The organism is Fusicatenibacter sp. (assembly GCF_050872605.1).
Classification (GTDB): Bacteria; Bacillota; Clostridia; order Lachnospirales; family Lachnospiraceae; genus Fusicatenibacter.
In genome coordinates this window covers 1-16,026 of the sequence record NZ_JBNMHD010000004.1, presented here as the reverse complement: position 1 = coordinate 16,026, position 16,026 = coordinate 1, and the positions used below count along the sequence as shown (strand labels likewise).

The following is a 16,026-nucleotide window of genomic DNA, read 5'->3' as shown; positions in this document are numbered from 1 at the left end:
TATTTACAAATGAATGTAAAAGACAACCGCAGTTTCTGGGTCTATCTTCTGCTCACATTTCTGACATGCGGACTCTACTCGATTTACTTCTGGTATGTCTATGTAGAAGATCTGAACACAGTCTTTTACGGCGATGGGGAAGACAGCCCGAACTACATTATCGTACTGCTTCTGTCCTGGGTTACCTGTGGAATTTACGGTGTTTACTGGCGTTACAAACAGGCGAACCGCATGTACCGCGAATCCTACGACCGCTACGGTGTGATGATTGAGGAAAACGGTTCCGCCATTCTTCTGTGGACGCTGCTTGGCTACCTGACCGGCGGAATCGGCCAGCTCGTTGCCGACTATTTCATGATCCAGAACCTGAATAAGACGGCACTCGTTTATAATTCACGTGCATATTAAGCAGGGGAGGCGTTTTTTATGGCAACATCTATGGTAAAGGGAAATCCGGTAAAGCTGATGCTCTCGTTTGCCTTTCCGCTTCTCATCGGAAATCTGCTGCAGCAGACGTATAACATCATTGATGCGGCGATCGTCGGCCAGACGCTTGGCCCGGAGGCGCTCGCCAGCGTCGGTGCAAGCAGCAGTGTACAGTTTCTGGTGCTCGGCTTCTGTATGGGAAGCTGCACGGGATTCAGTGTTCCGGTTGCAAAGTATTTCGGCGCCGGAAAGCTTGATAAAATGCGCGATTATATTTTTAATGGTGCTGCACTTGCTGTCCTGATTGCGGCCATTCTGACCACACTCTGCAGTTTACTCTGTGCACCGATTCTGCACCTGCTGTCGGTTCCGTCCGATATCTTTGCGGATGCCTACGCATATCAGCTTGTGATTTTCCTCGGGATCCCGTTTTCGATTCTGTACAATTATCTTTCCAGCATCCTGCGTGCCGTCGGGGACAGCCGCACACCGTTTCTGTTTCTGGCATTTTCGGCAATCCTGAATATTTTCCTCGACCTGTTCTGTATTATCATTCTGCATCTGGGATGCGCAGGCGCGGCGATTGCGACGATTTCCGCCCAGGCGATCAGCGGACTCTTATGTCTGTTTTTTATTTCCCGTAAGGTAAAGCTCCTGCTTCCGACAAAGGAAAACCGCACTCTGCGAAAGGATGCCGCGCAGGAACTCCTCGCAATGGGCATTCCGACGGGACTGCAGTTTTCGATCACGGCGATCGGCAGTATGGTAATGCAGTCAGCGAATAATGGACTTGGCAGTGTTTATGTTTCGGCGTTCACAGCTGCTATGAAAATCAAACAGTTTATGATGTGCCCGTTTGATGCGATCAGTACCGCGGCTTCCGTTTTCTGCAGTCAGAATCTCGGAGCAGGCCAGGCAAAACGAATCCGTCAGGGACTCCGCCAGGGTGTGCTTGTCGGTGTCGGCTATGGTGCGTTTGCAGGTGTCATCATGATTCTGTTCGGACGGCCGCTGACAAAGCTCTTTATTGTCAGCTCTGCTTTCGAGGCAATCAACGCTTCGGCAAAATATCTGCGCTGCCTCGGATTTTTCTACTGGATGCTTGGTATTTTGAATGTCTGCCGTATGGTAACGCAGGGACTTGGCTACTCGGGAAGAGCCGTTTTCTCCGGCGTAATGGAGATGCTGGCACGGACGATTGTCTGCCTGGGATTTGTCGGTGCGTTTGGCTTCACCGCAATCTGCTTTGCGGATCAGGCTGCATGGCTCGCCGCCTGCTGCTATATTGGGCCGACGTGTCTGTACTGTGTGAAGAAATCCACGAAAATGATTGCGGATCGCGGTGCGAAATAATAACGTTATTTTCTGTCTTACAGCGGCTTCCAGATACTTCTCAAGTTATCGCGGCAATCACCAGAAACTTGTTCCATCACGGATTTTGGTTCATTGCCCGCAAAAACAAGAAAAAAGATACTGTTCTGCATGGAATCATCTTCCCCGCAAAACAGTATCTTTTTTCTTGTTTTTTTCAGCGTTACCGCTCGATTCCATCTCTTGCCGCAAGACCCTTGTCAAACGGATGCTTGATTTTTTTCAGCTCCGAAACATAGTCCGCCCGCTCAATCAGCGCCTCCGATGGTCCCTGCCCTGTCAGAATCACTTCCAGCTTCTCCGGCTTGTGATCCAGAAAATCCAGAAGGAGCTGCTCATCAAACAGTTTGCTTCCGATCGTATAGACCAGTTCATCCAGGAACAGCACATCGTATTCTTCCTGAATCGCTTTTTCTGTCACTTTCTGAAACTGCTCTTCATAATACCGCTTCTGCTCTGCCTTCTCCTCCGGCGTCATCAGAAACGAAAACTTTATCTTGTCCTGCCCCGGCACAAACGTCACATTCGGCGACAGCAAGAGCACCTTTCTCTCGCTCGTGCTGTTATCTTTCATAAACTGATAAATTAAAACACGGTATCCATACCCTGCCGCACGCGTGCAGAGTCCCATACCACAAGTCGTCTTTCCTTTTCCATCCCCACAGTAGATGTGGACACAGCCTGTCTGTTTTTCCATGTTGGAATCCCTTTCTTTTTTACTATCCATATCTCATATGTAACGAGGAGTGTGATACTTAACCACACTCCTCTAAGAACATCTTTTGTAAAGAATTTTCTGCTGGTTGTCAGCCCCGGTATCCAGTTAAGATGCCTTTAACGGCATGGAAATTTATCCTGCTCCATCTGCAGTCCAACTTTTAACGATGCTCTTACATCGAGAACATTTCTGTTCTTACTTATTATACTCAATTCAAGTAAAAAATCAACCAGGCTATCATAATCGCGGACTAAAGCTGATTACAGTTCACTGGTATACAGCGACTTGTATGTAAGATTCGTACCTGTTCTAGACGTAAATTTAGCTTGCAGTGTCAACTTCATTGCTGCATAGAAGTTTGGCGTTTTTATTGCAATCATCAACGTTTTCAACTACTCTATTCTTCCCAGTATAGCCGGGAAATTTAGATTTTTCATTTATCAGTATTCACAAGTTTCGTAGCAAGGAATTCAGTAACAGCCTTCTCTGTATCCGCCAGACCATTTTCTTCCAGTTCGTTTACCATGTTGTCCCAATTTGCGTCAAATTCCTCTTCTGTACCCGAAACACATTTTACCAGCCCTGGCCAAGTAATATCTGAAATTGTATTCTGCTGCTCGGTCAGCTCCTGTGGCTGCTGATATGCCCAGAGTGCAGAATATGGAAGAAGCTCAAATTCTTCTGGCTGCGGAAACATATCTGTCAGCATTTCGATTCCCATTGCCTCGCATCCGGCTTTTTCCGCTTCGTTATAATTTGCAATCACAGATTCCTTCGTCGTTGGAGTATACGGGAATCCATCCTCAGTGTAAGAACCTGCTCCATAGATTGGAAATCCAGTATAGTTATCAATACCTGTGTTCTTATGATAGTCTGGATCTGACTGTGCTTTGGCAACTTCTTCATCGGTACGATACGGCTTTCCATTTTCGTCCAGGAAATAATTTTCTCCTTCAATTCCCCAATGATATAAAATCTGTCCTTCATCCGAGCACAGATAATCTATGAATTTGATTGCACGAACTGGGTCCTCACAGCTTTTTGTAATTGCCATTCCATATCCGACCGTTGTTCCCTGATACAAAAGAGCTTTGCAGACCTGATCCTCTCTTAAGGTTACCGGCAGTCCAACATATGTCTGATCTACTTTTCCATCAGCCATCAATGCTGTTTCACACTGACTATAGTGCCATTCTGAATCTGTCAAGGCAACAACACGGCCGCTGGCAACCTTTGCAATATAGTCATCATCCGTCTGTGTTGCAAAATTCGGATCCAGAATTCCTTCATTGTACATACGGCATAACCATCTAAAATACTCTTTTTCTTCCGGCGTAACCGTTTTTAAATGTACTGTATAGTCATCATCAATCAGCCACTGTCCATTATCCGGCGCTGCATCTGCGATAAAGCCTGCCGGGTTACTCAGTGTAATCAGCCAATGCCAGTCTGCTGCACTCATAGTAATTCCAATCATATCCAAACCATCTTCTGTCTTTGGATGAGCTGCCAAATAGCTCTTGATCATTTTTTCATATTCATCTATTGTTTTTGGATATTTGTAATCATTCTCTTTCAGTGCAGCCCACTGGATCTGGCAGGTTCCTCCTGTTGTCAGTGTTTTCTGATTTACACCCGCATAAGAAAGCTGATAAATTCCCGGATCATCTTTACTCCACTGTAATTTTTCCAGCTCATCTCCGTACATTTTTTTTATATTAGGTCCGTATTTTTCAATCAGATCTGTCATATCAATTAAGGCACCGGCTGCATACAGATCCGTTGCATTTGATTTTGCATAAATCAGATCCGGATATTCATCATTTGCAATCATCAACGCAACATCCTCTTTTGCATCTCCTTGCGATGCAACCGGATAGCTGACATCCAACGTAACACCAGTCGCCTCTGTGATCGCTTTTGCTACCGGATTATCCCAATTTCCATTTTTGCCGTCTGCATTGAAATATTCAAATGTGACTGGTGTCTTATCATCACTTTCGTCTGCTTCTGTAGTCTCCGTTTCAGTTTCTGACGACCCGGAAATTACACTTGAACTGCTTTTACTGCTACTGTCTGAACCGCAGCCTGTAAGCATTCCTGCGATCATAGTGCCCGTTAGCATCACTGATATTATTTTTCGTTTCATAAAAACCTCCTTTAAAACCCTGTCTGATATTAGACAATAAGAATTCTCCCTTTTAAATTTGCAAATTTCAGTTTCTACAAACTCATATGATTTTGAATAATCTCAGTATATCAAATATGCTTTTTGTTTTATATGATATTTTTGATCTTGTTTTTATATTTTTTTGTGTTCTTTGACACATACACATTTTCTATACTGTGTTTTTATAAATTTATTCCTATGTTTTTGCTGTTTTTCAACAACTTTTCAACTAATTTCTATGCTATACTTAGATTTAAAGCAAAAAGAATGGGGGTTCTACTATGCAATTTAAAACTGAAAAAATTTCAGAACACATTACAAGAATTCATGGATTCTGCACAGAATTTATGTATCTGATTGAAGGTAGCAAAGCAGCTGTCCTAATCGACACTGGATGCGGATTCTATAGTTTAAAAAACTGTATCCATAACCTGACTAACAAGCCATTAAAAGTCCTGATAACCCACGGTCATGTAGATCACGCCATGGGTGCCAATGAATTTGAAGAAATTTATCTGAATCATAAGGATAAATCCGTATATCAGCTTCATTCTGAAAAAGGCTTCCGTCTGGAAGGCGCGAAAGGATTGTGTCCTGAAAAAGGGCTTATCAAAGAAACAGATATGATACCATCTGCTCCATTTGAAAAATTTCATAATCTGCAGGAAGGTGATGTTTTTGAGCTTGGTGGAATTCATGTTGTTATTTATGAATTACCCGGTCATACCCTGGGCAGTGTTGTCATGCTGATTCCGGAAGAGCGGACAATTCTTCTCGGTGATGCCTGCAATCCATTTTTATTCCTGTTTGACAAATTTTCCACGGGACTTGCTTCCTATGAAAAAAATTTACGAGCGCTACAGAAAAAAATTGCCGGAAAATATGACCGAGTCCTGATCTCACATGGAAATGGAGATTCCAAGCCAACCACTTTAGAAGATGTGCTCAAAGTATGTCAGGATATTCGTTCTGGAAATGTTACGGATCGCAATTTTGTTTTTTCTGGTGAAACACATCCTCTCGCAGATAATGGAACTTATACCTTTATCTGCTATGACAAAAAACGAATAGAAGAATAAAATCAGATTACTCTATTATGTTTTTTCAACATTGTTCAATATACAACTGTCTCAATAATTGATGTGTATTAGCTGATAAGCTGTGAATAAATCATAAAAATCCCAGCTTATCAGCTTTTCTTTACTTAATGTCCCATGCACTGTATTATTTCCGGCATTAAATCGGTATTATTTGCCGACATTTTGTGTTGCAAATATCCTGTTCACACTGCTCTCCATTTAAAATTAAAAGCACATTTTCTTCCTTGGGATTTATCAAAAAAACAGCTGTACACGAAAAAGACATAGGAACTGCAGAAAAAACGCACAAAAAGAGAGAACAGATTTCTCCATTCTCTCTTCAATAAATTTACTCTACTAAAAATTTTTTATTTACCGAAATATCTAGCCAGCAGACCAGCGAATGCTTTTCCGTGTCTTGCTTCGTCTCTTGCCATCTCATGCACGGTGTCATGGATTGCATCAAGATTCAGGGCTTTGGCACGTTTTGCAAGATCTGTTTTACCAGCGGTTGCGCCGTTCTCTGCTTCTACACGCATCTGCAGGTTTTTCTTGGTGCTGTCGGTTACAACTTCGCCGAGAAGCTCTGCGAATTTTGCTGCGTGCTCTGCCTCTTCGTAAGCTGCTTTTTCATAGTACAGGCCTACTTCCGGGTATCCCTCGCGGAATGCTACTCTGGACATTGCCAGGTACATACCAACCTCGGAGCACTCACCCTCGAAATTGGCTCTCAGGTCTTTTTTGATATCTTCCGGAACATCGGATGCTACGCCAACTACATGCTCTGCTGCCCAGGTCAGATCCTCGCCCTGCTCGATAAATTTCTCTTTCGGTGCTTTACAGATCGGACAGACTTCCGGTGCTTCTGCTCCTTCATAAACATATCCACATACGCTGCATACAAATTTTTTCATAGTCTTTCTTTCCTTTCTTTTTGTTGTGTATTTAATTTTATCATTTCCAATTTTGTGTTTTATAACAGTTTTTTATTTTTAATATTAGTAACTGTTACTGATATTACTTTAGCATAAGCTTCCCTTTTTGTCAATGCCTATTTTTAATTTTTTCCTTCTTCCTGGGGATGCTATACGTTCCCCGGGTGATTTTTGCAGTTCTCGCAGATACCGTAAAAATTTACAGAGTAATCTTCGATCGTACCTCTGAAATTTTCCGCTGCCACATTCTTGATTTCACTGATGTCACGCATCGTAAGGTCTGTCACGCAGTGGCATTTTCTGCAAACGAAATGGTGATGCGTGGAAGTATCTCCATCGAACCGGTCCGGGCCATCGCCGGTTGTAAGGCGTTTGATCTCTCCTAATTCAGAAAGAAGAGACAGGTTCCGGTATACTGTGCCAAGACTGATATTGGGAAATTCTTTCCGTACATCGGTATAGAGCATATCTGCGGTCGGGTGATCCTTTCGTCCCTGAAGACAGACCTTGATGCTTTCTCTTTGTCTGCTATACTTGAGTGTTGACATAGTTCTTTTCCTTTCGTGTCTTTCGATAACAGTAATTGTTATTATATTTATACTATAAGGCTGCTTCTCGCAAAAGTCAAGAAAAAGATCACTACCCTGTCTACACAGATTTCCGTCTGTCCCAAGATCAAAAATTCCCCAAAAACGAGGAGTGCCCAGGAACCTCTCGGCGCCTGGGCTATTATTATGAAAAAATCTTAATTGTGTAGTGATTGCATACACGCTGTTCCTTTGGAACTGAGATAACTATACCAATTAATTATGAACAGATTATGAACATGCAGTGAATCTTCTGTGAATCTGTATATTTTTTAGAATTATTTTATACTTTCTTTGTGTATTTATCACATATTTTATTTCTAATTCTGTCCCTTATTCTCTACTCTGTCCAGAAATCGTTTTTCTCCGTTAATTTTTCTATTCGTATTGCCCATCCCCGATTTTCCCTGTCATTTCTCTCTCATTTATGTTAAGATTGATGTACAGCCAATGCGGCAGAATGGAGGATTTTTTATGAGTACCGGAAATCAGGAATATATACGAGACATGAACCGCGCCCTGGTTCTCGAGGCAATCGCCAACCATCCGCCGCTTTCCCGCGCAGATCTGGCGAAAATGCTGCATCTGACAAAAGCAACCGTATCCACCATCGTCCAGGAACTGCTCGACCGCCAGCTCGTCATAGAACTCGGCAGCGCCGAAAAAACTTCCATGGGTCGAAAACCGATTCTGCTTACTTTTAATAATCGCTGCGGTTCCATCATCGCCGTCGATCTCGGCGTAAAAAAGATCACCATTCTCACCGGAGATCTGAAGGGAAAATCATGTACTGTAAAAGAATACCCGATTGATCCATCCCTCTCCCTGGAGGAATACCTGATTTCCCTCCTCCACACAACCAAATCCGACCTCCCCAAGACCCCGTGCGGCCTCGTCGGAATCTCCATCGGAATCTACGGCGTCGTCTGCGACGACCTCGTTTTATTCACACCCTACTACGATCTGAAACACTCCAACCTGAAAAACTACCTCGAAGAAGAATTTCAGGTCCCTGTCATCGTAGAAAACGAAGCCAACCTCTCCGTCATCGGCGAAGCCGCCTGCGCAGAGCACTTTAAAAATATGATCTTCCTGAACATCCACGAAGGCGTCGGCATGGGAATCCTCATTGACGGCGAACTCTATACCGGCCAGAACGGCTACGCCGGCGAATTCGGCCACACCATCCTCTTCCCCGATGGCCGGCCCTGCCCCTGCGGCAACCACGGCTGCCTCGAACAGTACATCTCCGAAGCCGCCGTCCTGAACGATTTTGCCGCCGCCGAAGGCTTAGAAAACGTCTCCGTCGAACGCTTCATCCAGTATTACCAGGAAGGCAGCCCCAACGCCCGCAAAGTAATGCAGGATTTCACCCACTACATCGGAATCAGCCTGAACACGGTTCTCCACACCTTCAACCCGGACGTCATCGTCATCAACAGCTCCTTCACCAACTACATCCCAGGTCTGATCGACGAAATCACCTCCGGAATCCAGAACCGCCTCCGCTGGTACCTCCACGTCCTCCCGGCTCACCTGCAGGATGTCTCCGTCCTCATGGGCGGAATCAGCCTCTGCTCCCGGAACTTCCTCGGAATTTCCACCTTTAAGCTGCTGGACCTGTAACTCAGAAATAAGTCCCTGTTCAGAGCCCCATCTCGATTCCGCTGCGCTGCATCTTGATGTGGCTTCTCGCCATATGAAATTTCAGAAAAAAGTGCTCATTCATGCAAACATGATTCGCAATTTGTTCTGAAATTTCGCATGGCTCTGAATAGTCACAATTTGTTCATGATTTTTTTACAACATGAACACGCTTTCAACATAATTTACCCGTATACTAAAAGCATAAATAATGAATGCCAACATTATTTACACAATTTTCTTTTTCATATTGCCGATTAGAAAATCGGCTCTCCTTCCTTTAAAAATAAAAATGAAAGAAAGCACTGTTTCGCCAACGGTGCTTTTTTTCATGCCCTTTTCCACCGCTGCCATGCGCATCACGCAAGGGCGGACGGGCGGCGGCGAGGCGTCCCCTCTATTTACACAATTCATCCGTCAACCGCGCAAACTCCTGTAAATTCAATGCCTCCCCACGAATCGTAAGCGGCCAGCCGCAGGCTGTGATTGCAGCCTCAATCTCCTCTTTCGAAAAATGCAGCAGCTCCGAATTTTTCAGTCCGTTCGCCAGCGTCTTCCGTCTCTGATTAAACGACGCCCGAATAATGGAGAACATCAACTTCTCATCCTTCGTCTCCACCGGCATCACCTCATGACGCGTCAGCCGGATCACCGCACTTCCAACCTTCGGCCGCGGCATAAAACAGTTCGGCGGCACATTCGCCACAATATACGGCTCCGCATAATACTGCACCGCCAGCGACAGCGCCCCGTAATCCTTCGATCCCGGCCCCGTCTGCATCCGGTCCGCAACCTCCTTCTGAACCATAACCGTAATCGAATCCACCGGCACATGATTCTCAAATAATCCCATAATAATCGGCGTCGTAATATAATACGGAAGATTCGCCACAACCTTGATCGGCCGTCCGTTGTTCTTCTCCTTCGCCAGCGCCGCCAGATCCACCTTCAAAACATCATTGTTGATAACCTCAACATTATCATAATCCGACAGCGTATCCTCCAGAATCGGGATCAGATTCTTGTCAATTTCCACCGCACACACACTCCGCGCAGCATACGCAAGATACTGCGTCAGCGTACCGATACCAGGTCCGATTTCCACAACAAAATCGTCCGGTCCGATACCTGCAGCGGCTACAATCTTATCCAGCACATGTGGATCGATCAGAAAATTCTGACCATACTTTTTCTGAAATACAAAGCCGTACTTCTGCAGTACGGCTATTGTATTCTGCGGCTCCCCGAGCCACGGTTTTACTTTCTCCATAAATTCTCCATGTATTTAGAACTCAAAGTCTTTCTCGTAAAGAATCACGCGGTCGTCCGCATCGGTATGCTTTCTGGACATGCGTCTTCCGAATTTACGGGTTCCCTTTTCTGCATGGGCGATGGCACGATCCACCATATCTTTGACCTGTGAAATCGTCATCGGCTCGCCCTCCTTCTGATTGTTGCCAATCTGTGTATACAGAGCAAGCACACCCATCTCGTCCATCTTGTATCCATTCTCACGCGCATACGTGCGGGCAAACGTAACCAGCTCGTCGTTTGTGAAAACAGGAATCGAAATGACCGTCTCAAACTTCTTCGCAAAATCAGGGTTATTCCGCAGAAGACCTCTCATGCTGACCTTCTCATCCTCGATGATCAGAACCAGACTGTCGGTACGGAAATCCATTGCCTGCGACAGCTTCTCGATCGTCTCCGGGTACATCAGACCGGCACGCTCGATCAGGAGGAAACCTCCCGCCAGCTTTGAAACAATCTGCGCACAGTCCTTTTTGTTCAGAACAGATGCATCCAGACGGGCCATCTTCGTTGCCGGAAGTTTTAAGTCAGCACAGATTGCACGGACGAGATCCTCCGACAGCTTCGTTTTTCCAGTACCGTATCCGCCCATAATGGCAATGTTTCCATGACGGGAAGTACGGTCGCCTGCGTAATGATAAACACCATGCATTGCATCCAGAATCTGGATATCCATGCCTGGAACTTTCGCAAAGTAAGTAAACAGCGCTTTCTGCTCATCACTCAGCTTATCCGGCTGGGTGTCGTTCAGGATGCGGAGTCTTGCCTCCTCCGGCGTCTCCTCGCGGAGCACCTCTTCAATCGATTTCGCAACAGTTCCTTCCGGAATGTTGTCGCGGATCAGCTGAACGGTGGCATCCGTTGTTTTTTCGATGCTCATGTTGATCGTCGCATCGGATACGCGCTCACGCTTTGGCTCGGTCGGAACTTCGATTTCGATTTCCTCCGGGGTAATCTCGATCGGCTGGGTTCCTGCCGGCTCAAACGGATCGGCTGGCTCAGTCTCGGCCGGGGTTTCCGGCTCTGTTTCGCTTTCCGGCTCGTCAGCAGGTTCTGCTTCCGCAGTTTCCGGCTCGTCCGGCAGTTCGATTTCCGATGCTTTTTCAGCTTCCTGCACTTCTGCGTTCAGCGCTGCCTGAAGCTCACTAAAATCGATGGTCAGCCGTGTCTCCTCTGCCGGTTTCAGATCCGGGATGACAACCGTTGCATCCATGGACGGCGTCTCCGCCGGTTCTACGGTTTCCTCAATTTCGGCTTCCGCCTGAGCCTTCTCGGCTGCTTCTGTTTCAGCTTCCACTGCTGGTTCTGTAACTTCTGCTTCTTCGATTTCAGCCTCGGCTGCCGGTTCTATAATCTCTTCGATCTCAGCTTCATCCATCGGCTCTGCAGCTTCTTCGGTTTCAGCCTCATCCGCCGGTTCTGTGATCTCTTCGGTTTCCGCTTCATCTGCCGGTTCTGCATCTTCTTCCGGCTCAGCTTCCGCCTGCGGCTCCTCAGCCGCTTCCCGTGCCTCTGCCTCGGACTCCGGATCCATCGGCTGCTCTGCGGTTTCGGCTTCTGCTGCCTGCTCAGCCGGCTCTTCTGCTTCTTCCTCCGCAACTTCCTCCGACAGGTTTGCTGCGGTCTCCTGGAACAGTGCTTCGAGGTCCGGCTCTTCGTATTTCTTCTCCGGCTTCGGTGCTTTCGGCATTACCGGCTCGGCTTTTTCCTTCGGTTTTGGCTGCGGTCTTGTCTTGATCGTCGTGTTGGCATCCGGGGATACCTCTACGTTTACATCAAGCTGCTCCGGCTCCAGATCTTTTACTTCGTACTGTACCGGCTCTTCGCTTGTCTCTTCCTCGACTGCCGTCTCTTCCTGTTTCTTTCCGCGGAAGGAGAAGACATCGCGGATGCTCTTTGCAAGCTCTGTGTGAAGATCGATCGTATTTCCAAGGTACGTCGGCGTGCTGTCTGCATACGCCTGCTCTTCCGGAATCTCCTCGATCGGCTCCTCTGTCTGCTGCAGTGCTTCGTACTCCTGCACCTGCTCTGCATCTGCCTCGGCCTGCTGTGTTTTCTCATATGCTTCGTACGGCGAACCGGCTTCTTTTTCTTCTTCACCGGCCACATACTGGCTCATCACACCGCCGTTTACCGGTTTTACTTCCGGCGCCTCTGCCGGCTCTTTCGTCGCAGCCATTTCACCGGCTCCGCTCTCTCCGGCTAACCGCACTTCAAGTGCTTCCGGATCCTCGGACGGCTCTTCATTCTTTTTGTAGTCAAAACGATGCTCGTATTTGATCTGCTGGGACGGTGACAGCGGCTCGTACTTCATTTTCAGATCCATTGCCTTTGTCACATATTTGCCCTCGCTGAACCACAGGATCAGCTCATCACAGGCATCGATGCATTTCTGCGTCTCTCCGGCTTTGCTGTAAAGCTTTGCCAGTTCATATGCCCATCTCTCGGTAAATTCCCGCTCTTTGTATTCCTCCAGAAGGGAAACCTGCTCCTCAAGCGGCGCTTTCTGTCCTCTTAAAATCTTGTATTTCAGCAGATACCGGGAATTATCGTGACGTGCGACTGCTTCAAACTCGTTGTAAAAGTCAATCGCCTCATCAAAGTCTTTCATTTTTACGGAGACCTCTACCAGGCGGTACAGAATGCCCTTTCCGATGGAGGAATGGTCATACGCCATCAGCAGAATCTTCTTCGCCTCCGGATATCGTTTGTTCGCCTCATAGACATCCGCTACCATGCCGAGCGTGCGCAGACTCTTGACACGCCGCCAGTCAACGGCTTCTACAACTGCAAGTGCCCCCTCATAGTCCTCTTTTTTTACCAGACTGTTCAGCTCTTCCAGCCGGCTTTGATATTCAGCTTTATCCAATCTTTTCACCTCAATACATTTCAGATTGTTTTAGTTCATAGACACGAACAGTGTACCACACTCCCCGTAGAATGTCAAAAGAATGCCTGTTTTGCAGGCATTTTTCGGGATGCAAATCCTTCCAGCGGTCATCAAAAAAAGAACACCCGCCCCTCCGGTTTTTCCCGGAAAAGCAGGTGTCCCCTAACTACTTATATTTGATTCCGATTACTTTCTGACAGTAATCTTGTCCAGATGCCAGATATCATCTACATACTGCTGGATGGTACGGTCGGATGTGAATTTGCCGCTGTGTGCGGTATTCAGGATCGCGCTTCTTGCCCATGCAGAAGTATTTCTGTATTTATCCTCAACACGCTCCTGTGCTGCCGCATAGGACTTGAAGTCTGCCAAGGTAAAATACATATCCGGGCGCGGAGCATTCTTCGGTGTGAGCAGGGAGTCATACAGATCACGGAACATCATGGTGTCGCCGTTTGAGTATCTTCCGCTGATCAGATCCATCACTACGTTGTGGATGTCCTGATCGTGGATGAAGTAGCTCATCGGATCGTAGGTGTAGTTGTTCTCATATTCGATAACCTGATCTGCGGAAAGTCCGAAGATGAAGGCGTTCTCTTTTCCAACTTCCTCAACGATCTCTACGTTTGCACCGTCCATGGTTCCAAGAGTCAGGGCACCGTTCAGCATGAACTTCATGTTACCGGTACCGGAAGCCTCTTTACTTGCGGTGGAAATCTGCTCGGAAACATCGGCAGCGGCAAAGATCAGCTCTGCGTTGCTGACACGATAATCCTCGATAAATACAACTTTGATCTTTCCTTTGATGGTCGGATCGTTATTTACGACATCCCCAACGGAATTGATCAGTTTGATGATTGCTTTTGCACGCTCATAGCCTGCGGAAGCTTTCGCTCCAAAGATGAAGGTTCTTGGGTAGAACGGCATATCCGGGTTCTTTTTCAGACGGTCATACAGGTACATAATATGAAGAATGTTCATAAACTGGCGTTTGTACTCATGCAGACGCTTTACCTGAACGTCAAAAATAGAGTTCGGATCTACATCAATGCCGTTATGCTCTTTGATGTATTTTGCCAGGCGAACTTTATTTTTATATTTGATTTCCATAAATTCCTTCTGTGCCTGGGTGTCATCTGCCAGCTTAGCGATCTTTTCGATCTTCGGCAGATCGGTGATCCAGCCGTCTCCGGCGTACTCGGTTACCCAGTCAGCCAGGAGCGGGTTTCCGTGAAGCAGGAAACGACGCTGTGTGATACCATTCGTCTTATTGTTGAACTTCTCCGGAGTCATCTCGTAGAAGTCTTTTAAGGTCTGTTTTTTCAGAATCTCGGTATGAAGCTGTGCAACACCGTTGACAGAATAGCCGCCTACAATAGCCAGACGGGCCATATGAACCTGTCCGTCGTAGATCACTGCCATCTGGCGGACTTTCTCTTCATCACCCGGGTACTGCTCTCTTACCTGGATCAGGAAGCGGCGGTTGATCTCCTCTACGATCTGATAGATACGCGGAAGAAGTCTGGAGAACAGGTCAACCGGCCATTTCTCGAGTGCCTCTGCCATGATGGTGTGGTTGGTGTATGCGCAGGTCTTTGTGGTGATCTCCCATGCCTCATCCCAGCCAAGGCCTTCCACGTCCATGAGGATTCGCATCAGCTCCGGAACGGCTACGGTCGGGTGAGTATCGTTCAGCTGGAAGGTAACCTTCTCATACAGCTTTGTGATATCATCGTGATGTTTTTTATATTTTGCAACTGCTCTCTGTACGCTTGCAGAAATAAAGAAATACTGCTGTTTCAGACGCAGCTCTTTTCCTTCGTAATGGTTGTCGTTCGGATACAGAACCTCTACGATGGTTTTTGCAAGGTTTTCCTGCTCAACCGCTTTGTGGTAATCACCTTTGTCGAAGGAATCCAATGAGAAGTCCTGAATAGCCTCTGCATCCCAGATGGTCAGCGTGTTTACAACATCGTTGTCGTATCCTACGATTGGCATATCGTAAGGAATTGCGTTTACAGACTGGTAATCTTTCTGTACGAAGTTTACGCGTCCGGTAGCCTCATCATACTCCTGTGCTACGTATCCGCCAAATTTTACTTCTTTTGCGTATTCCGGGCGTTTCAGCTCGAATGGATAGCCGTGTTTCAGCCAGTTGTCCGGTACTTCTACCTGATAACCGTCGCGGATCTGCTGTTTGAACATACCGTATTTATAACGGATACCGCAGCCGTATGCCGGATATCCCAGTGTAGCCAGGGAATCCAGGAAGCATGCTGCCAGACGGCCAAGACCGCCGTTTCCAAGCGCAGGATCTCTCTCCTGGTCCTCCAGAAGGTTCAGGTTCAGTCCCATCTCATCAAGAGCTTCCTGTACCTGTTTGTATGCAGTCAGGTTAATCAGGTTATTTCCCAGCGCACGTCCCATCAGGAACTCCATGGACATATAGTACAGAATCTTCGGATCCTGCTCATCCATTGCTTTCTGGGTTTTCAGCCAGTTGTCAATAATAACGTCTTTTACTGCGTAGCAGACTGCCTGGTAAATTTCCTGCTGGGAAGCCTCTTCCAGATTTTTTCTGTACAGCATTTTTACGTTTTCTTTGACACTGTTCTTAAAAGTTTCTTTGTTGAACTCGGCGTTTAACATCTGCGTCCTCCTCAATAGCAGTCTGCGAGCGGAGAGCTTGTCTGCATCCCCGCTCGCAGGCTGATTTTTATATTAACGATCGTCGTGGAAACGCATCCAGAAGTATTCTTAGATACGCTCTACTGCCATGGTAACCTTTTCGGAGTTGATATTCCACTCCTTCTCATAGCCCTTTGTCTCTCCAGTCACGATTTCTTCTGCCAGAACTTCAGATTTAATTTCATCACCATGGTTTTTCATGATGCT

At 46.6% G+C, this 16,026-nt stretch carries 12 protein-coding genes; 4 read left to right on the top strand and 8 right to left on the bottom strand.

The window, feature by feature from the left end; all coding sequences use genetic code 11:
* Window positions 1–9 precede the first annotated feature (9 nt).
* Window positions 10–408, top strand: a complete 399-nt coding sequence (locus tag ACY2VT_RS02285; RefSeq protein ID WP_173830376.1) for a DUF4234 domain-containing protein — start codon at window positions 10–12, stop codon at window positions 406–408.
* Between the two features lie 18 nt (window positions 409–426).
* Window positions 427–1,779, top strand: a complete 1,353-nt coding sequence (locus ACY2VT_RS02280; protein ID WP_461878720.1) for an MATE family efflux transporter — start codon at window positions 427–429, stop codon at window positions 1,777–1,779.
* Between the two features lie 181 nt (window positions 1,780–1,960).
* Here the strand turns inward: ACY2VT_RS02280 and ACY2VT_RS02275 are convergent, their stop codons facing one another.
* Both ACY2VT_RS02275 and ACY2VT_RS02270 read right to left on the bottom strand, forming a co-directional pair.
* Entirely contained in the window at window positions 1,961–2,494 is a 534-nt protein-coding gene (locus ACY2VT_RS02275) for a cob(I)yrinic acid a,c-diamide adenosyltransferase (protein ID WP_173813651.1), read from the bottom strand.
* 454 nt (window positions 2,495–2,948) lie between these two features.
* Window positions 2,949–4,664, bottom strand: a complete 1,716-nt coding sequence (locus ACY2VT_RS02270; protein WP_461878719.1) for an extracellular solute-binding protein — start codon at window positions 4,662–4,664, stop codon at window positions 2,949–2,951.
* 302 nt (window positions 4,665–4,966) lie between these two features.
* On the opposite strand from ACY2VT_RS02270, the gene ACY2VT_RS02265 reads away from it, so the two are divergent.
* The gene (locus tag ACY2VT_RS02265; protein WP_118742093.1) at window positions 4,967–5,764 is read left to right on the top strand and encodes an MBL fold metallo-hydrolase; all 798 of its coding nucleotides are present in this window, start codon (window positions 4,967–4,969) and stop codon (window positions 5,762–5,764) included.
* Between the two features lie 368 nt (window positions 5,765–6,132).
* Here the strand turns inward: ACY2VT_RS02265 and ACY2VT_RS02260 are convergent, their stop codons facing one another.
* Complete coding sequence (locus ACY2VT_RS02260; protein WP_022462914.1) at window positions 6,133–6,678, bottom strand: NADH peroxidase; 546 nt, start codon at window positions 6,676–6,678, stop codon at window positions 6,133–6,135.
* 170 nt (window positions 6,679–6,848) lie between these two features.
* Entirely contained in the window at window positions 6,849–7,247 is a 399-nt protein-coding gene (locus ACY2VT_RS02255; protein ID WP_461878718.1) for a Fur family transcriptional regulator, read from the bottom strand.
* Between the two features lie 513 nt (window positions 7,248–7,760).
* Here ACY2VT_RS02255 and ACY2VT_RS02250 point away from each other — a divergent pair.
* The gene (locus ACY2VT_RS02250; protein WP_461878717.1) at window positions 7,761–8,912 is read left to right on the top strand and encodes an ROK family protein; all 1,152 of its coding nucleotides are present in this window, start codon (window positions 7,761–7,763) and stop codon (window positions 8,910–8,912) included.
* A 246-nt stretch (window positions 8,913–9,158) separates the two neighbouring features.
* Here the strand turns inward: ACY2VT_RS02250 and ACY2VT_RS02245 are convergent, their stop codons facing one another.
* From ACY2VT_RS02245 to ACY2VT_RS02230, 4 genes are all read right to left on the bottom strand, one after another.
* Window positions 9,159–9,284 (bottom strand): hypothetical protein, encoded by a 126-nt coding sequence (locus ACY2VT_RS02245; protein ID WP_461878716.1) that lies wholly within the window; start codon window positions 9,282–9,284, stop codon window positions 9,159–9,161.
* A 43-nt stretch (window positions 9,285–9,327) separates the two neighbouring features.
* Window positions 9,328–10,200 carry a 16S rRNA (adenine(1518)-N(6)/adenine(1519)-N(6))-dimethyltransferase RsmA gene (gene rsmA / locus ACY2VT_RS02240; RefSeq protein WP_022461748.1) on the bottom strand — a complete coding sequence of 291 codons (873 nt, stop codon included), beginning with the start codon at window positions 10,198–10,200 and terminating at the stop codon, window positions 9,328–9,330.
* Between the two features lie 15 nt (window positions 10,201–10,215).
* Window positions 10,216–13,110, bottom strand: a complete 2,895-nt coding sequence (locus tag ACY2VT_RS02235; RefSeq protein WP_461878715.1) for a hypothetical protein — start codon at window positions 13,108–13,110, stop codon at window positions 10,216–10,218.
* Between the two features lie 207 nt (window positions 13,111–13,317).
* Entirely contained in the window at window positions 13,318–15,780 is a 2,463-nt protein-coding gene (locus tag ACY2VT_RS02230; protein ID WP_055222024.1) for a glycogen/starch/alpha-glucan phosphorylase, read from the bottom strand.
* Between the last annotated feature and the right edge of the window lie 246 nt (window positions 15,781–16,026).